Source organism: Martelella sp. AMO21009, assembly GCF_053484295.1.
Map to the genome: position 1 here is coordinate 24,317 of NZ_JBAKFR010000039.1, position 17,288 is coordinate 41,604.

14 protein-coding genes are annotated in these 17,288 nt (G+C 62.4%); 9 read left to right on the top strand and 5 right to left on the bottom strand.

Features of this window, described 5'->3' with window-relative positions; genetic code table 11:
- Positions 1-19: 19 nt before the first annotated feature.
- Positions 20-877, bottom strand: coding sequence for a helix-turn-helix domain-containing protein (locus V6766_RS23165; protein ID WP_448470637.1), 858 nt, complete (start codon positions 875-877; stop codon positions 20-22).
- 94 nt (positions 878-971) lie between these two features.
- Here V6766_RS23165 and melA point away from each other — a divergent pair, with 94 nt between their 5' ends.
- The 9 genes from melA to V6766_RS23210 all read left to right on the top strand — a co-directional run bounded on the left by melA (position 972) and on the right by V6766_RS23210 (position 10,926).
- Entirely contained in the window at positions 972-2,288 is a 1,317-nt protein-coding gene (gene melA, locus V6766_RS23170) for an alpha-galactosidase (RefSeq protein ID WP_448470638.1), read from the top strand.
- Between the two features lie 461 nt (positions 2,289-2,749).
- Positions 2,750-3,544 carry a DeoR/GlpR family DNA-binding transcription regulator gene (locus V6766_RS23175; RefSeq protein ID WP_448470639.1) on the top strand — a complete coding sequence of 265 codons (795 nt, stop codon included), beginning with the start codon at positions 2,750-2,752 and terminating at the stop codon, positions 3,542-3,544.
- Complete coding sequence (locus tag V6766_RS23180) at positions 3,541-4,488, top strand: N-acetylglucosamine kinase (protein ID WP_448470640.1); 948 nt, start codon at positions 3,541-3,543, stop codon at positions 4,486-4,488. Before V6766_RS23175 ends, V6766_RS23180 begins: the two co-directional genes overlap by 4 nt.
- Before the next feature lie 29 nt (positions 4,489-4,517).
- Positions 4,518-5,774, top strand: coding sequence for an ABC transporter substrate-binding protein (locus tag V6766_RS23185; RefSeq protein ID WP_448470641.1), 1,257 nt, complete (start codon positions 4,518-4,520; stop codon positions 5,772-5,774).
- The gene (locus tag V6766_RS23190; RefSeq protein ID WP_018067625.1) at positions 5,771-6,685 is read left to right on the top strand and encodes a carbohydrate ABC transporter permease; all 915 of its coding nucleotides are present in this window, start codon (positions 5,771-5,773) and stop codon (positions 6,683-6,685) included. Before V6766_RS23185 ends, V6766_RS23190 begins: the two co-directional genes overlap by 4 nt.
- Positions 6,686-6,708: 23 nt before the next feature.
- Positions 6,709-7,542 carry a carbohydrate ABC transporter permease gene (locus V6766_RS23195; protein ID WP_448470648.1) on the top strand — a complete coding sequence of 278 codons (834 nt, stop codon included), beginning with the start codon at positions 6,709-6,711 and terminating at the stop codon, positions 7,540-7,542.
- Between the two features lie 12 nt (positions 7,543-7,554).
- On the top strand, positions 7,555-8,505 hold the full coding sequence (locus V6766_RS23200; protein WP_448470642.1) for an SIS domain-containing protein: 951 nt from the start codon (positions 7,555-7,557) through the stop codon (positions 8,503-8,505).
- The gene (locus V6766_RS23205) at positions 8,502-9,818 is read left to right on the top strand and encodes a D-tagatose-bisphosphate aldolase, class II, non-catalytic subunit (RefSeq protein WP_448470643.1); all 1,317 of its coding nucleotides are present in this window, start codon (positions 8,502-8,504) and stop codon (positions 9,816-9,818) included. Before V6766_RS23200 ends, V6766_RS23205 begins: the two co-directional genes overlap by 4 nt.
- Before the next feature lie 46 nt (positions 9,819-9,864).
- Entirely contained in the window at positions 9,865-10,926 is a 1,062-nt protein-coding gene (locus V6766_RS23210) for an ABC transporter ATP-binding protein (RefSeq protein ID WP_448470644.1), read from the top strand.
- 254 nt (positions 10,927-11,180) lie between these two features.
- On the opposite strand, the gene V6766_RS23215 is transcribed toward V6766_RS23210, so the two are convergent.
- The 4 genes from V6766_RS23215 to aspS all read right to left on the bottom strand — a co-directional run bounded on the left by V6766_RS23215 (position 11,181) and on the right by aspS (position 16,253).
- Positions 11,181-11,960, bottom strand: a complete 780-nt coding sequence (locus V6766_RS23215) for an ATP-binding cassette domain-containing protein (protein ID WP_448470645.1) — start codon at positions 11,958-11,960, stop codon at positions 11,181-11,183.
- A 1-nt stretch (position 11,961) separates the two neighbouring features.
- Positions 11,962-13,062 (bottom strand): ABC transporter permease, encoded by a 1,101-nt coding sequence (locus V6766_RS23220; protein ID WP_448470649.1) that lies wholly within the window; start codon positions 13,060-13,062, stop codon positions 11,962-11,964.
- 146 nt (positions 13,063-13,208) lie between these two features.
- Positions 13,209-14,156, bottom strand: coding sequence for a sugar ABC transporter substrate-binding protein (locus V6766_RS23225; RefSeq protein WP_448470646.1), 948 nt, complete (start codon positions 14,154-14,156; stop codon positions 13,209-13,211).
- A 309-nt stretch (positions 14,157-14,465) separates the two neighbouring features.
- Complete coding sequence (aspS, locus tag V6766_RS23230) at positions 14,466-16,253, bottom strand: aspartate--tRNA ligase (protein WP_448470647.1); 1,788 nt, start codon at positions 16,251-16,253, stop codon at positions 14,466-14,468.
- Between the last annotated feature and the right edge of the window lie 1,035 nt (positions 16,254-17,288).

Genomic DNA, 17,288 nt, shown 5'->3' on the forward strand with positions numbered 1-17,288 from the left:
GGGCTTTTCAACGCCTGTCTCACCCCTTGCGCGACAGCGCCCTGCGGAAGGCAAGCGGGGTCTGGCCGGTGCGCGCCTTGAACAATTCGTAAAACCGGCTGCTCGATCCGAACCCGCAATCATAGGCGATCGTGAGGATCGGGTCCTCGGTGTCGACCAGCCTCTGCATGGCGCGCGCCACCCGGTAGCGGGTGAGATATTCGTTCACCGAAAGGCCGAGCACGTCGCGGAAGGCCTTGTTGGCGGTGCTCGGATGGATGCCGGCGCGGGCGGCGAGATCCGGCATCGAAACGGGCTCGCCGTAATGACTGTTGACCAGATCGGTCAGCGCCTCGACATGGCGGACGGCGGCAGCGACCGCTGCCGTCCCCGCCTCCCCGCCTGAAAGCCGGCCGGTTTCGACGCAATCGAGGATGAAGCGGCGCACCCTCAGCGCGATTTCCTCTCGCAGCAGGCTCCGGCGCTGCGGCCCGCCCCTGTTCCACTCCTCCACCCAGCGCGCGGCGACGAAGCCGTCATGGCGCGTTGACGTCGGATCGGACAGAAAGCCGCCCTGCATGGTGAAGCGCCGCGCGTCGCGATCAACCGGCAGCGCCAGAAAATCGGCAAGCGGCAGGTAGATGACGATCAGGGCGGCATTGTCGGTGACCGCAATGGTCTGATGCGGGATCGCGGCCCAGAACAACACCAGCCTGCCGGCCTCCACCTCCTCACGCCGCCCGTTGAAGAGGTAGGTCATCTCACCTTCAAGCAGCAGGTTGAGCTCGACGTGATCGTGCCAGTGGGCCGCCGGCATGGCGGTCGCGATATGGCGCTCGATCAGGAAATCGCCGCGCGCCAGCGTCAGGTCATCCACCTCATTATTGTCCGCGCTCATCGCTCGCCACTCCAATCCCGGATTAATCGATATGAACACCGGAGGAAAATCTTGTTTTGGAGATATAGCTTCGCGGGAAAGAAAGGAACCCACCATGACCAAAATCTGCCTTGTCGGCGCCGGCAGCACTGTCTTCGCCCAGAACATTCTCGGCGATGTACTGTCCTCCGATCTCCCCGGCGAAATCGCCATCAGCCTGTTCGACATCGATTCCGAGCGGCTGAAGACCTCCGAAATCGTCACCCGCCGCATCTGCGCGGCGCTCGGCCTTGCCGATATCCGCGTCGAGGCGACGCTGGACCGGCGCCAGGCGCTGAAGGGGTCCGATTTCGTGATCCTGATGATGCAGGTCGGCGGTTATGAGCCGGCGACCGTCACCGATTTCGACGTGCCGAAACAGTTCGGCCTGCGCCAGACGATCGCCGATACGCTCGGCATCGGCGGCATTTTCCGGGGGTTGCGCACCATACCCGTGCTGGAGGCGATCTGCCGCGACATGGAGGATGTCTGCCCGAACGCGCTTCTGATGCAATATGTGAACCCGATGGCGATCAATTGCTGGGCGATCAAGGAGATCGCGCCGGAAATCCGCACGGTCGGCCTTTGCCACAGCGTGCAGCACACCGCCGGCCAGCTCGCCTCCTATCTCGGCGAGGATGTTGCGAACATCAACTACCTCTCGGCCGGCATCAACCACATCGCGTTCTTCCTGAAGTATGAAAAGCTGCATGCGGACGGTTCGCGCGAAGACCTCTATCCGCGCCTGCGCAAGCTTCTCGCCGACGGCAAGGTGCCCGCCGACGACCGGGTGCGCTTCGACGCGCTGAAACGGCTCGGTCATTTCGTCACCGAGTCCAGCGAGCATTTCTCGGAATATACCTCCTGGTACATCAAGGATGGCCGCGACGACCTGATCGATCGTTTCAATATTCCGCTGGACGAATATATTCGCCGCTGCAAGGAGCAGATCGCCGAATGGCATGCGCTGCGCAAGGAGCTTGAGGGCGACAAGCCGATCGAGGTGTGCCGCAGCAATGAATATGCCGCCGGCATCATCCACGCCGCCGTCACCGGCAAGCCGGCGCTGATCTACGGCAACGTGCCCAATAACGGCCTGATCTCCAACCTGCCGGACGAATGCATCGTCGAAGTGCCCTGCCATGTCGACCATAACGGCATTCAGCCGATCCGGATCGGCCGGATTCCGACCCCGCTCGCGGCGGTGATGAAACTCAGCATTTCGGTGCAGGAACTGACGGTCGAGGCCGCGCTGACCAAAAGCCGCGACCGCATCTACCAGGCCGCCCTCCTCGACCCGCACACATCGGCCGAGCTTTCCCCGGATGAAATCTGGAAGCTGGTGGATGGGCTGATCGAGCGGCACGGGGACCTGCTGCCGGCTTATAGCTAGACTCGTGCACACTGGCTGCGCCCTCCTCACCTCCGTCATGCCGGCCTTGAGCCGGGATGACGGCAGAGTGGGAGGCGATGCCGCGATATCGCTATTCACGACCATTCCATTCGGTTCCCGCAGCCGACGACAGCAATGTCGCCGGCTCAGCTTCTTGAGAAACGTCTCCCATAGTCCGGGTCATCCTCGGGCTTGACCCGAGGATCCAGGCCGCCCGGCAAGGGCTGGTTATAGAGTTTAGCAAATTCAGTAGCTTAACCGCCTGGATGCTCGGATCAAGTCCGAGCATGACCCAAGAACGAAGGGCCGATGACAGACGATGGTCAAAGCTTGGGGCTTTGTCAGCAGTCTGAGCCGGCGACAGCAATGTCGCCGGCTTTTTCGATCATAATAAATCACAAAATTGATTGACAATGATCGTTTCGATCATCATTGTGATCGAAAATAACAGGGGAATGCGGATGTCACAGCCACAGGGCGTCAAGGTCGATCGTCTCGAAGCGATACGCAGCCATCTTTATGTGAACGGGTTTTCCGCGATCCAGGACTTGGCCGATGCGATCGGCGCCTCGCTCGCCACCGTCCGCCGCGATCTGCAGATTCTTGAGCAGGAAGGCTCGATCGTCAGGGTCCATGGCGGCGCGCGGATCGCCGAAGGGTCCTCGGTCGAAATGGCGTTCCAGGCCCGCGAGAAGCGCAATCTCGCCGCCAAGCGGGCGATTGCCACGGCGGCCTATGAGACGCTGCAGCCCCGTTCCGCGATCTTTCTCGATGCCGGCACCACGGTTCTGCAGCTTGCCCGGCTGATCCGCATCAGCCCGATCCCGCTGCGCATCTTCACCAATGGGCTGATTGTCGCCCAGGAATTCCTGAACATTCCGAACCTTGAAGTCACGCTGCTCGGCGGCCAGTTGCGCAGCGAAAACGCCTCGCTGGTCGGCCCGCAGGCGGAAGCCATGCTCGATCTTATCTGGTTCGATCAGCTTTTCCTGGGCGCGAGCGCGATCGGCTCCGATGGCGCGATCTACAGCATCGACAATGGCGAGGCCCACCTCAACCGGCGCATGCTGACCCGCTCGGCGCGCTGCTTCGTGCTGGCCGACGCCACCAAGTTCGACACGATGGCGACCTACAAGGTTTCCCCCCTCACCGAAGCCCACGTCATCACCGATTCCGCCATTTCGCAGAAGTGGCGCGCGCATTTCGGCGACAACGGGATCGAGAACACGATCGTCGAGGCGGGAGCGAACGGATGACCGACGGCCTGATCCTCGGCATTGACGGCGGCGGCACCAAGGTGCTGGCGGCGCTTGCCGACAGGACGGGGCGAATCGTGAAGAAGGCCCGCGGCGGCGGCGTCAATCCGATGGACAACCCCGGCTGGCGCGCGATGCTCGACACCGTGCTGCAGCCCTTCACCGAGATCGCCGATATCAAGGCGGTGGCGGCAGCGCTGCCGGCCTATGGCGAGGTGGCCCGCCTCTCCGCCCTTCAGGAACAGGCGATTGCCGAGACCTTCCCGGCTGCGAAACGACATGTGCTGAACGACGTGGAAGCCGCCCATTTCGGCGCGCTGTCCGGTCGTCCGGGCATCCTCATCCTTTCCGGCACCGGCTCCATGGCCTGGGCGCGCGATGGCGAAGGCCGCTCCGCCCGCGTCGGCGGCTGGGGCGACATGATTGGCGACGAAGGCAGCGCCTATGCCATCGGCCGCGCCGCGCTCAGCCTCGTCAGCCAGGCGATCGATGGTCGACGGCAGCCGACCGCGCTTACCGACGCGGTGTTCGATGCCCTTTCGCTCGACAGAACCGACCCCATGAACGCACTCGGCGGCTGGGTGACCGGCCTTGAACGTCCGCGCGCCGGAATCGCGGCCCTTGCCGAAGTAGTCGACCGCGTCGCCCGGACCGGCGATACCGGCGCAAATGCGCTGATGGAACAGGCCGCCGACGATCTTGCGCGGCATTTCACGGCCATCGCCCCGCATTGCGCGCTCGATGCCGACTGGACCTATGCCGGCGGCACATTCGCAAGCCCGGTGCTGCTTGAAGCGCTGACGCGCCGGATCGGCCGCGCGCCGGTTCCACCCCGACTTCTCCCCATTGGCGGCGCGCTGCTGGCGGCCGCCCAATGTCTCGGCTGGCCGCTCGAAGATGGCTTTGTCGGGCAAATCGCCTCCGCCCGAAACGGGACGGATTGAACTCTCCAAAAACCAGACAGGACGGGAACATGAACAGACTGCTTTTATCACTCGCAACCTCGACAGCCATGCTGCTCGCCATTCCGGCGATGGCCGATGACGCCAAGCCGCTTGCCGGCGAATCCATCACTGTGCTTCTGCCCTCCCCGCAGGGCGCCAATATCGCCGCCGATTTCGAGGAAGACACCGGCATCCATGTCGACCTGCAGACGCTCTCGTGGGACGATATCCGCCTGAAGCTCGTTACCGGCCTCGTTGCCGGCACCGCGCCCGCCGATGTGACCGAATTCGACTGGTCCTGGACCGGCCAGTTCGCCGCCGCCGGCTGGTACACACCGCTGAACGACGTGATTGACGCCGAAACGATTGAAGATATCGGCGTTTCCAAGATTTTCACCGTTGATGGCGAAGTCCTCGGCATTCCCTATACCAACGACTTCCGCGTCATGCTGATCAACAAGGCGCAGTTCGAGGAAGCCGGCATCACCGAAGCGCCGACGACGCTGGACGAACTTGTCGCCGACGCCAAGAAGATCAAGGACGCCGGCATCGTCGAATACCCGATCGGCCTGCCGCTTTCGGCAACCGAAGGCGCATCCACGAGCTGGTATCTGCTGACCAAGGCCTTTGGCGGCGAGCTGTTCGATGCCGATTTCAAGCCGCTGTTCACATCGCCGGATTCGGCCGGTTACAAGGCGCTGGCATTCGAACTGATGCTGCTGGAGGAAGGCCTCGTCGATCCCGCATCGGTCAGTCTCACCGACAGCCAGATCAATGACAGCATGTTCTCCCAGGGCCAGACCAGCGTTATGATTTCGGGCGAGCCTGGCCGCCTCGGCCAGATGAACGATCCGGATCAGTCCAAGGTCGCCGGCGAGGTCGAGGCCATTCTGGTGCCTACGGAAAGCGGCGACACCCGCAGCTTCGGCCTGCCGGAAGCGCTCGGCATTCCCGCAAGTTCGCAGAACAAGGAAGCCGCTGTCGAGTTCATCAAGTGGTTCACCTCCAAGGACTTCCAGGAAGAAAACTACACGAACGGCTTCCTGCCGACCCGCACCTCGGTGCTCGCCGCCGTCAACGAGACCGGCGTAATGCATTCGGGCGACGTGCTCGTGGAACAGTCGACCACGGTCGAACCACTGTTCCCGCAGGGCACGCCGCAGTGGTATCCGGAGTTCTCCAGCGCCGTGAACACATCGATCAACAGCGCCGCCAAGGGCCAGATCACGGTTGAGGAAGCAATGCAGAACATTGCCGACGCCGCCGAGCAGGCCATGGCCCAATGACATCTGCCGCCTCCACAATGCGAGGCAAGCGCGGTATCGGCTTCAATGCCGATACCATGCTCGGCCTGCTGCTGGCCGCGCCGATCCTGATCACCATGGCGTCGCTGGTCTTCTACCCAATGCTGGTCACGAGCTGGGACAGCCTGCACCGGGTCAATCCGATGCAGCCGGGGACCCCGTTCGTCGGCCTTGCCAACTACACCCGCATGCTCTCCGACAAACAGCTCGGCATGAGCTGGATGAACACATTTTCCTACGTGATCCTCGCCGTGCTGGCAGAGACCGTCTTCGGCGTGCTGGCCGCTGCCCTGATCAATCAGGTCAAGGTCGGACGTCAGTGGATCCTTGCCGCCGTCATCCTGCCCTGGGCGCTGCCCGGCGTGGTCAACGCGGTGATCTGGCTCTGGATCTACCAGCCGGGCGCCGGCCTTTTGAACGGCATCCTCACCTCCCTCGGCCTGCCCTTCGAAAACCACATCTGGTTCAACGACCGCACCAGCGCGATCATGGCGGTCACCGTGGTCCATGTCTGGCGGATGATGCCGCTCACCATCGTGATCGTTCTCGCCGCCATGCAGAGCATTCCCGACCACCTCTATCAGGCCGCCCGCATCGACGGTGCGACCAATTTTCAGATGCTGACGCTGGTAACGCTTCCTCTGGTGCGCAGCGCGATCGCGGTCTCCATGACCAACGCGACGGTGCAGGCCTTCAACCTTTTCGACGAGGCCTGGGTGCTGGCCGGGGCGAGCCTCGAAACCCGGCCCGTGCTGGTGCAGATCTATCTCGAGACCTTCCAGAACCTGCGCTTCTCCTACGGCATGGCGCTTTCGCTGACGATCACCTTCGTCTCCCTTCTGGTGTCGCTGGTCTATGTCCTCCGCGTCTATCGCAACACACGGTATGATTGATGAAACAGTCTCTTGCCTATCGTATGATGATCTGGGTCGGCCTGGCCGTGCTGCTGATCTGGTCGCTGGGACCGGTCTACTGGACCTTCGCCAGCGCACTGACGCCGACCGAGGATTTCTCGGCCCGCCCGATCCATTTCTTCCCGCAAAACATCACCTTCGATCACTTCGCCCGCATTTTCGGCATCGGCATCGATCGCATCGGCGGCGTCGAGATCTGGGCGCAGTTCCGCGCGGCGCTGTTCAACTCCATCGTCACCTCGGCGCTGGCGACGGTGCTGTGCGTGGCGATCTCCGCGCTCGGCGCCTATGCCTTCACCCGGCTTGAATTTCCCGGCCGCAAGACCCTGTTCATCCTGGTGGTGGCGACGCTTGCGATCCCGGCCTATGCGGTGCTGATCCCGCTTTACCGGATCCTGATCAGCCTGCACATGATCGACACTTATACCGGCATCGCGCTGATCTACGTGTCGGCCTATCTGCCGCTGTCGCTCTGGCTGCTTCGAAGCGTGTTCGAGTCGCTTCCGATCGCGCTCGAGGAAGCGGCCCAGCTCGATGGCGCGGGACGGCTCTATATCTTCTTCAACATCGTGCTGCCGCTGGCGGGACCGGGCCTGACGGCAACCGCCATCCTCACCTTCCTCGGCGCATGGGGCCAGTACCTCATTCCGTTGATCTTCTCGCCGGCGCAAACCAAGCCGCTGACGGTGCTGATCCCTGAATTCGTCACAAAAAACTTCGTCGACTACGGCCTGATCACGGCAAGCGGTTCCGTTGCCATCATCATCCCCGCCCTCGTCGTCATTTTCCTGAACCGGTACCTCGTCAGCGGTCTGCTGGCAGGCTCGGTCAAATAAACCGGAGACAACATGAACACGACTGAAAAAGTGATTTTCGAGCAATTCCCCTATTGGGAAAAGGCGATCACTTGGAAACCCGGTTCGCATTACGCAGCGCTTACCGTCATCGTCGGCTGCGGCACATCCTATAACCTGGCACTGTCGCTTGCGGCCTATTTCAACCTCGCCGGCCGCGCCGCCATCGCGGTTCCGGGCGCCGAATGGCTGAGCCGCCCGGACGCTTTTTATCCCGACTGGAAGAATACCCATGTCATCGCCCTGTCGCGCAGCGGCGAAAGCACCGAGACGGTCGCCGCCGCCAAGGCGAGCCGCGCCGCCGGTGCCCATGTCACGGCGATCACCGTCGAGCCGGAAAGCCCGCTTGCGAAGAACTGCGATACGCTGGTGGTCTCGCCATCCCATCCCGACGAAGGCATCGTGATGTCGGTGTCCGCCAGCCTCATGCTGCTGCTCGGCCAGCGCATGATCGGCCAGGACATGACCACGGGCATCATCGACACCGCCCGCAAGCTGATGGACGACCTCGACGCAGCGCTTCCGCAGCTCATCGAGAACCGCTCGCATTTCGTCTTCCTCGGCGGCGGGCCGCTTTACGGCATCGCGCTTGAAGGCGCGCTGAAGCTGATGGAGATGAGCCAGACCGTGACCCAGGCCTTCCACCCGCTGGAATACCGCCATGGCCCGATCAGCCTCGTCAGCGAGGAAACCGCCGTCGTCATGCTCTATTCCGACCAGAAGGCCGAGGAGGCCAAGGTGGTCAAGGAGCTTCAGGACAAGGGCGCGGTCGTGATCGGCCTTGGCGGTCCGGGCGATCTCTCGCTCGATCTCGACACCGGGCTTTCGCTTGCGGGGCTTGCCGTGCTGCCGGCGCTGCAGATCCTCGGTGAGCGGGTGGCGCAGATGAAAGGTCTCGACACCGTCTCCCCGCGCCATCTCACCAAGGTGGTGAAGCTCGCATGACCGAGCCTCGCGAACAAAACCGCCATGCTGCGCTCGCCCGTCTTTTCGGCGAGCGCAGCGGCAACCTCCCGCGCGGCATCACCTCGGTCTGTTCCGCCCACGCGCTGGTGATCGAGGCAGCACTCAGGCGCGCCGCTGCCGATGGCGCGGTCGCGCTGATCGAAGCCACCTGCAACCAGGTCAATCAGGACGGCGGCTATACCGGCATGACGCCGGCGGATTTCCGCGCCTTTGTCGAAAAGATCGCCGGCACGATCGGTTTTCCGGTCGAGCGCATCATTTTCGGCGGCGATCATCTTGGTCCCAATCCGTGGAAAACCCTCCCCGCCGAAGAGGCAATGTCGCGGGCCGAAACCATGATCGCCGCCTACGCTGCGGCGGGTTTCGAAAAGCTCCACCTCGACACCTCGATGGGTTGCGCCGGAGAACCGACAGCCCTTGCCGACGAGCTGACGGCGAAACGCGCCGCGAGGTTGGCGAAGGTCGCCGAACAGGCAGCCAAAGACGCCGGCCACCGGCCGCCGGTCTATATCATCGGCACAGAGGTGCCGCCGCCGGGCGGGGCGACCCACGCCCTTGACGACATCGAGCCGACCGATGCCGAGGCCGTGAAGAACACCTATGCCGTTCACCGCGATGCTTTCGCCGGCGCCGGCATTGCCGAAGCGCTGGACCGCGTGGTGGGCATCGTCGTTCAGCCGGGCGTCGAGTTCGGCAACGCCAATGTGGCGATCTACAAGCCCGAGCGGGCCCGCGCGCTGGTCGGGGCGCTCAGTGACCTGCCCGGCCTGGTCTACGAGGCCCACTCCACCGACTACCAGCCGGTGGAGGCGCTGACGCAACTCGTCGATGACGGCTTCGCGATCCTCAAGGTCGGTCCCGGCCTGACCTTTGCGCTCCGCGAGGCGCTTTACGGCCTCGACGCGATAGCCGCCACGCTTGCGGGCACGGATGGCCACGGCTCGCTGTTTACCGCCATGGAGAGCCTGATGCTGGAAAAACCCGGCCACTGGCGCTCCCACTATACCGGCTCGGATGCGGAGCAGCGGCTGCAGCGCCATTTCAGCTACAGCGACCGGATCCGCTACTACTGGCCGGAAAAGGAAGCGGCGACCGCGATCGATACGCTGTTTGCGCGCCTTGATGGCGACATTCCCGAAACGCTGATCAGCCAGCACATGGCGCGGATCTATCCGAACGTGGTGAACGGCAGGGTCGCGCCGCGCGCGCGCGATCTGTGCCTTGCCGCAATCGACGCGGCGCTGCTGCCCTATTCGCGCGCCACCGGGGCCCAGGCGAGGCAGGCGGCATGAACATGACAGGTGCTACGCGCCGCAAACTGGCAAGTGAGAAACCGATATGGCTTCAGTAGACGTAAGACAGGTCCGCAAGAGCTACGGACATGTGGAAGTCCTGCATGGCGTGGATATCGACATTCAGGAAGGCGAGTTCGTCATTCTTGTCGGCCCGTCCGGATGCGGAAAATCGACGCTCCTGCGCATGATCGCGGGGCTTGAGGAAATCAGCGGCGGCGAGGTCGCAATCGGCGGCAAGGTCGTCAACGATGTCGCGCCGAAGCTGCGCGATATCGCCATGGTGTTCCAGTCCTATGCGCTCTATCCGCATATGACGGTTGAGGCCAATATGGGCTTCTCGCTCAGGCTGGCCAAGGCGCCGAAGGATGAGATCAAGCGCCGGGTCGGCGAGGCCGCCCAGATTCTCGGGCTGGAAAATCTGCTCGACCGCTATCCCCGCAACCTCTCCGGCGGCCAGCGCCAGCGCGTCGCCATGGGCCGCGCGATCGTGCGCCAGCCTCAGGTGTTCCTGTTCGACGAGCCGCTGTCCAATCTCGACGCCAAGCTGCGCGTGCAGATGCGCTCGGAGATCAAGCAGCTCCACCAGCGGCTCAAGACCACCATCGTCTACGTGACCCACGACCAGATCGAGGCCATGACCATGGCCGACCGGATCGTGGTGATGCGCGATGGCTATGTCGAACAGTACGGTACGCCGCTCGAACTCTACGCGACCCCGAAGAACGTGTTCGTGGCCGGTTTCATCGGCTCGCCGGGCATGAACCTTATCGAGGGCCGCATCAACGCGGACGGTCCGCTTGAGTTTGTCGGCAATGGCGGCGGACGGCTGCCCTTGCCAGCAGATTGCACGGTCGAACGCGGTCGGAAGGTGATCTACGGCATTCGTCCGGAGCACATCCTGCTCGACCAAAGCGGGATCGATGTCGAGGTGGTCGTGGTCGAGCCGACCGGCGCCGAAACCCAGATCATCTGCCGCATCGGCGAGGACGAAATCATGGTGGCCCAGCGCGAGTGGCTGACCGTCGGCTCCCACGACCGCCTCGTCATCAGACCGGATCTCGACAAGATCCATCTGTTCGACGCCGAGACCGGCGAGCGTATCTGACGGCATCAGGTTGGAACATTGCGGGCAAGGCCATCGCGCATGGTCTCACCGCATAGCCCCCCAATACTCTCTCCCGCTGGCGGGAGAGATGCCCCGACAGGGGCAGTGAGGGTGGCGCGGCTTTTCGTCTCGTGAGGGCTTTCGCGGGGATAGACTCCCCTCACTGTCGCTTTCGCGACATCTCTCCCCGCCGGGGCGAGAAGATTGGGGGCTTTGCGGCGGCGAACCGGGCACGATTGATGCGTGGCCGGAGCTCACACAGTGCCGCCGAGCGAGCTTTCCAGCTCGACCATCTCGCGGCCGCCGGCCATCATGTCCTGTAGCTCCTCCGTGCCGATCTCGCCGCGTTTGGCGGTGCCGAGCGTGTGGCCGTGATTGATGACGGTGAAGCGGTCGCCCACGGCGAGCGCGTGGCGGACGTTGTGAGTGATGAAGATCACGCCGACGCCGGCCTTGCGCACCCGGTCGATGGTGGAGAGTACATTGGCGGTCTGGCGCACGCCGAGCGCCGAGGTCGGCTCGTCGAGGATCAGCACCCGCGCGCCGAAATAGACAGCGCGGGCGATCGCCACGGTCTGCCGCTCGCCGCCCGACAACGTGCCGACGGCCTGATCGGCCGAGCGCAGGTGGATGCCCATCTTCGCCATTTCCTCGACGGTGATCGCGCCGGCCTTCTTGTGATCGAAGACCTTGACCGGGCCGAAGCGTTTCTCCGGCTCCCGGCCCATCCAGAAATTGCGGGTCACCGACATCAGCGGGATCATGGCGAGGTCCTGGTAGACGGTCGCGATGCCCGCCGCCATCGCATCGCGCGGATCGTTGAAGCTGCGCTCCTTGCCATCGACGAGAATGCGCCCGGCGCTCGGCTTGTGGACGCCGGACATGGTCTTGATGAAGGTCGACTTGCCAGCGCCGTTATCGCCGAGAAGGCAATGGCACTCTCCGGCGAAGACCGAGAGCGACACGCCGGAAAGCGCTATGACGGGGCCGAAATGTTTTTCGATATCGACGAGTTCGATCAGCGGTTCGCTCATCTCAGCGTTCTCCCGTGATGCGGCGGCGGATATAGGTGTTGAGGATCACCGCCAGAAGCAGGATGACGCCGAGGAACACCCTGAAAAGCGAGCTTTCGACGCCGGCGAAGAACAGGCCCTGCTGGACCACGCCGAAGATCAGCGCGCCGAGCGCCGCCCCGATGACGGAGCCATAGCCGCCGGTCAGCAACGCGCCGCCGATGACCACCGAAATGATCGCCTCGAATTCCTTCAGAAGGCCTCGGTCGGCCGCAGCCGAGCCGAATTCCATCACCTGGCAGGTGGCGAACACGGTGGCGCAGAAGGCGGTGAGCATGAACATCAGGATCTTCACCCGGTTCACCGGCACGCCGACATAGCGCGCCGCCTGGGCATCGCCGCCGGCGGCAAAGATCCAGTTGCCGAACTTGGTGCGCACCAGAATGAAATGGCCGATGATGATCAGCGCCAGCGCCCAGACCATCAGCATCGGAATGCCCTCGACCACCGGCTGGCCGGCGCGGGGGCCGGCGACGAAGGTGCCGATCATGTCGTGCTCGGCCAACCAGGAAAACAACCCCTTCAGCACCGTGCCGCCGAAAAGCGCGGCCAGCCAGTCGCCCTCGGCCGCCTCGCGCACGCCGCCGATGATGGTCTTCGAGGTGGTGGCGATCGCGATATAGATCGTCAGCCCCCTCAAAATGAACAGGAAGGCGAGCGTGACGATGAAGGAGGGAAGTCCGGTGCTGATCACCAGATAGCCGTTGAGCGCGCCGATCGCGAGCGCCAGCGCGAAGGCGGCGAGGATCGCGAGCCAGGCGGGCACGCCGAGCTGCACCGTCAAAAGCGCAATGATGATGCCGGAAAAGCCGATCATCGAGCCGATGGAGAGATCGAACTCGCCGGCGATCATCAGCAGGCATGCGCCGACGGCGAGGATCGCGAACTGGGCCGAGACCGTGCCCCAGTTTATGAACCCCTCTGCGGAAAACATGCCGCTGTCGCCGGCAATGAAGATGAACAGCACGAACACCAGAATGGTGCCGCAGATGCTGCCGAGTTCCGGGCGCACCAACGCCTTGCGCCAGCGCGGGACGGCGCGCATACGCTCCTCGGCGACCATTTCCTCGATCGGCTTGGGTGTTTCGGACATGGGCTCGATCATTCCTTCTGGCAGGCAAACAGGCGGCAACGCGACGGCGCGCGACCCTCATTGCGTGTTGGCAGGAAAACGCCGCGCGCCCGCAAGGGGCCCGCGGCGCCTGTCATTTAGCGGTACTGACCGGCGTATTTCTCAACCAGCTCGATATTGTCCTTGGTGGTGAAACCGGGACCCGAATTGATCGAGTTGGACGGCATGACGCCGTAGCGGGCGTAGTTCGTCAGAAGAACCACCGGCAGATAGCCCTGCAGATAGGGCTGCTGGTCGATCGCGAAGTTGATCGTACCGGCCTTGATGGCATCGGCGATCGCAGTCGACAGGTCGAACGTGCCGAAATAGATTTCGCCGGACTGGCCCATTTCTTCAAGCGCTGCGAGCGTCGGCTCGGCGGAGTTCGGGCCGAGCGTCAGGATGGCGCCGGTATCGGGATGCGCGTTCAGATAGGCCATCACCTTCGATTTGACTTCGGACGGGTCCATGCCGCTGTCGATCATCTGGTCGCCGAGCTCAACGCCGAGACCATCGGCAAAGCCCTGGCAACGCTCAACCGAGGCCGGGTTGGTGATGTAGTGGTTGACGCAGACGAAACTTTCCGCGCCCGATTCCTTCTTGGCGCGCTCGCCCGCAAGCTTGCCGGCGGTATATTCCGGCTGGCCGATATGCATCATCGCGCCGAGTTCCTTGGACTGCTCCTCGGTGCCCGAATTGATCGTGATCACCGGAATGCCCTTGGCGACGGCGTCCGATACCGGGCCGGACAGCACGTCATAATCGGCGATGGTGACGATGATGCCGTCCGGGTTCGAGGCGGTTGCCTGCTGGACGATGCGCGCCATGTCGGCAAGGTCGCCGGTGGCCGGGTTGCGGTATTCCACTTCGACGTCCATCTGATCGCCCGCCACATTGATGGCGTTCTTGATGGTGTTCCACCAGCTGTCGCTGTCCGGCGCGTGCGAGATCAGCACGAAACGCTCGCCTTCGGCCTGGGCCGCGGCGGGCAGCATGGCGCCAAACGCCAGCGCTGTGGCCGCAAGGGCCAGTAATTGCTTCTTCATGGATTCCTCCCGTTCAAAACCGGGGCCATCTCCTCACGGCCGACCGGCTTTTTCCCAAACGCGGCCCGCTCCCCGTGCCGCATGAAAAAGAATTTATATTCCATTCTTTTTCACTTCAATATTTATTTGCCATTTTATGCTTTGCACGGGTGGGCATTAGCATAAAGTATAACAAGCTCATCCGGCGGGCGCGGAAAGACAGGGCGCGCTTCGCCCCGCCAACACGGACGCGAGACCTTTCGCCCAAAAACGAAAAAACCCCGGCGATCGCTCGCCGGGGCTTCTCAAAAATTGCGCTACCTGAAGGCCTCAGTCCTTCTTCTGCGGTATCAGCCGCAGGCCGAGTTCGCGGAGCTGGGCCGGTTCGGCCTCGGACGGGCCGCCCATCAGAAGGTCCTGGGCCTGCTGGTTCATCGGGAACAGCGCGACCTCGCGCACGGTCTTGGCGCCGGCAAGCAGCATCACGATGCGGTCGATGCCGAAGGCACAGCCGCCATGGGGCGGCGCACCATACTGGAAGGCGCGGTAGAGGCCGCCGAACTGCTCTTCCACGTCAGCCGCACTCTTGCCGGTGATCTCGAACGCCTTGACCATGACTTCCGGCAGCTGGTTACGGATCGAGCCCGAGGCGATCTCGTAGCCGTTGCAGACGGCGTCATACTGGTAGGCCTTGATCGTCAGCGGATCCTGGTTTTCCAGCGCCTCGAGACCGCCCTGCGGCATCGAGAACGGGTTGTGCGAGAAATCGACCTTCTTCTCGTCTTCCAGCCATTCGTAGAACGGGAAGTCGACGATCCAGCAGAGCTCGAAGCGATCCTTGTCGGTCAGCCCCAGTTCGTCCCCGACGCGCGTGCGGGCTTCGCCGGCGAACTTGTAGAACTTCGACGGTTCGCCCGCGACGAAGAAGCAGGCATCGCCCTCGTCGAGGCCAAGCTGCGCGCGGATTGCCTCGGTGCGCTCCGGTCCGATATTCTTGGCAAGCGGGCCGGCACCCGTCAGGTCTTCGCCTTCCTTGCGCCAGAAGATATAGCCCAGCCCCGGCTGGCCCTGGCCCTGCGCCCAGGAGTTCATCCGGTCGCAGAAGGCGCGGCTGCCGCCGGTCTTGGCCGGGATCGCCCAGACTTCGACCTTCGGGTTCTTTTCGATCATGCCGGCGAACACCTTGAAGCCAGAGCCGGCGAAATGCTCGGTGACCGCTTCCATGACGATCGGGTTCCTGAGGTCCGGCTTGTCGGAGCCGTATTTGCGGATCGCCTCGTCATAGGGAATGCGCGGCCACTTTTTGGTGACCGGCTTGCCATCGGCGAATTTCTCGAAGACGCCGGTCATCACCGGTTCCATCGTTTCCCAGACATCTTCCTGGGTCACGAAGCTCATCTCGACATCGAGCTGGTAGAACTCGCCCGGCAGCCGGTCGGCGCGCGGGTCCTCGTCGCGGAAACACGGCGCGATCTGGAAATAGCGGTCGAAACCGGCGACCATCAGAAGCTGCTTGTACTGCTGCGGGGCCTGCGGGAGCGCGTAAAACTTGCCCTGATGGATTCGGCTCGGCACCAGGAAGTCGCGCGCGCCTTCAGGCGAAGAGGCCGTCAGGATCGGCGTCGAATATTCGCCGAAGCCGGCATCGGCCATGGCCGACCGCATCGAGGCGACGATCTTGGTGCGCTTGACGATGTTGGCGTGCAGCGTCTCGCGGCGCAGGTCGAGGAAGCGGTATTTCAGGCGGACGTCTTCCGGATAGTCCGGCTCGCCGAACACCGGAACCGGCAGTTCCTTCGCCGCCGACAGCACCTCGATTTCTTCGGCATAGAGTTCGATCTCGCCGGTCGCCATGTTCTTGTTGACGGTGTCTTCGGTGCGGGCGCGGACCTTGCCGTCGACGCGAATCACCCATTCGCCGCGCACCTTCTCGGCGGTGGCGAAGGCGGGCGAATCCGGATCGGCGACCACCTGGGTCATGCCGTAGTGGTCGCGCAGGTCGATGAAGAGCACGCCGCCATGGTCGCGCACGCGGTGCACCCAGCCGGAAAGGCGGGCGGTCTGGCCAACGTCGGACTTGTTGAGGGCGGCACAGGTATGGCTGCGGTAGCGGTGCATAATCTTTTCCGTAACGGGTTTTCGGGCGCGCGGAACGGCCCCGTATCATGAATTCGCGCGGAAAAGCGCATGACGGGGCCATTTTGTCAAGGAAAAGCCCTGCGGAGGGGCGGAAATCGGGTTGGCGGGCCCGCCAATCCGCTAAACTTATTTTTGGTCACTCGCCACAGAACCAACCAAAACTATTGCGATTTATTTGCCGCCACCAGTCATGCTTGCTTCGAAGAGAACGATGATGCAAACTGCGCCAAACTGCGCCAAAACGACCGGAAATGGTTGACCGGGCCCAAATTCTATATATATATCTAGGGTGATCATACATACAGAGGGTCACTCTTATCAAAGGAGTGTACTTTGAATCCAATCGGCCTCAGTTCTGCAAAACTGAGGCCGATTTTTTATAGAATTGAGGGACGTCAGGCCTTCCAACGTCCCTCGTTCCTCCTAAAGGAGCTTAAGCCCCTTTATCGGGACTTTTGAATTGCGTAGATAGCAACAGCAAGCTGCGCAACCATAAGTAAAACGATGATCATATTCATACAGAGTGTTCCTCTGCGCACCGGGCTCTAAATTTGCCACTGAAGCTGCAACTTCAATAACAGACCCGTAACGTAAGCCATTAGGTTCATAAGAGAAGGCCTCTTTTTTAGCTTCAAGACTTTCGATTAGGTACGCACGACGGGATTATCAGTTCCGGCGCACCCATATTTATAGAGCAGTGCTTATACTCTGTCGCATAAAAAGGTATTTTTTCCTTTTAGATCGAAAAAATATCGGGGTTTTCCCCACTCTCCACCAATGAGAGGCCAATTTTCGCTGGTATCGTTGGGCAGGCGGAACGTCTCCCACGGCGAAAATAGCAACAATACAGGTACCGTACAGCTAAACTGCTGCTTTTCCCGAACAGCCGCCAGAGATTTTTTCTCTAAGAGAAAAAATAGTTTGCAAGGTTTAAATGATGCTGATGCTTGAAGACATCGCCTAGAGCATCAGGCGCGATGAATGAATCGTATGGGATTCCGTTTTGGTGTGATT

Excerpts from the sequence above, each read along its gene's own strand:
- V6766_RS23190 (WP_018067625.1), top strand. The coding sequence starts at position 5,771 with ATGACATCTGCCGCCTCCACAATGCGAGGCAAGCGCGGTATCGGCTTC.
- aspS (WP_448470647.1), bottom strand. The coding sequence starts at position 16,253 with ATGCACCGCTACCGCAGCCATACCTGTGCCGCCCTCAACAAGTCCGAC.
- V6766_RS23200 (WP_448470642.1), top strand. The coding sequence starts at position 7,555 with ATGAACACGACTGAAAAAGTGATTTTCGAGCAATTCCCCTATTGGGAA.
- V6766_RS23180 (WP_448470640.1), top strand. The coding sequence starts at position 3,541 with ATGACCGACGGCCTGATCCTCGGCATTGACGGCGGCGGCACCAAGGTG.
- V6766_RS23205 (WP_448470643.1), top strand. The coding sequence starts at position 8,502 with ATGACCGAGCCTCGCGAACAAAACCGCCATGCTGCGCTCGCCCGTCTT.
- V6766_RS23175 (WP_448470639.1), top strand. The coding sequence starts at position 2,750 with ATGTCACAGCCACAGGGCGTCAAGGTCGATCGTCTCGAAGCGATACGC.
- V6766_RS23220 (WP_448470649.1), bottom strand. The coding sequence starts at position 13,062 with ATGGTCGCCGAGGAGCGTATGCGCGCCGTCCCGCGCTGGCGCAAGGCG.
- V6766_RS23185 (WP_448470641.1), top strand. The coding sequence starts at position 4,518 with ATGAACAGACTGCTTTTATCACTCGCAACCTCGACAGCCATGCTGCTC.
- V6766_RS23165 (WP_448470637.1), bottom strand. The coding sequence starts at position 877 with ATGAGCGCGGACAATAATGAGGTGGATGACCTGACGCTGGCGCGCGGC.
- V6766_RS23215 (WP_448470645.1), bottom strand. The coding sequence starts at position 11,960 with ATGAGCGAACCGCTGATCGAACTCGTCGATATCGAAAAACATTTCGGC.
- melA (WP_448470638.1), top strand. The coding sequence starts at position 972 with ATGACCAAAATCTGCCTTGTCGGCGCCGGCAGCACTGTCTTCGCCCAG.
- V6766_RS23225 (WP_448470646.1), bottom strand. The coding sequence starts at position 14,156 with ATGAAGAAGCAATTACTGGCCCTTGCGGCCACAGCGCTGGCGTTTGGC.
- V6766_RS23195 (WP_448470648.1), top strand. The coding sequence starts at position 6,709 with ATGATGATCTGGGTCGGCCTGGCCGTGCTGCTGATCTGGTCGCTGGGA.
- V6766_RS23210 (WP_448470644.1), top strand. The coding sequence starts at position 9,865 with ATGGCTTCAGTAGACGTAAGACAGGTCCGCAAGAGCTACGGACATGTG.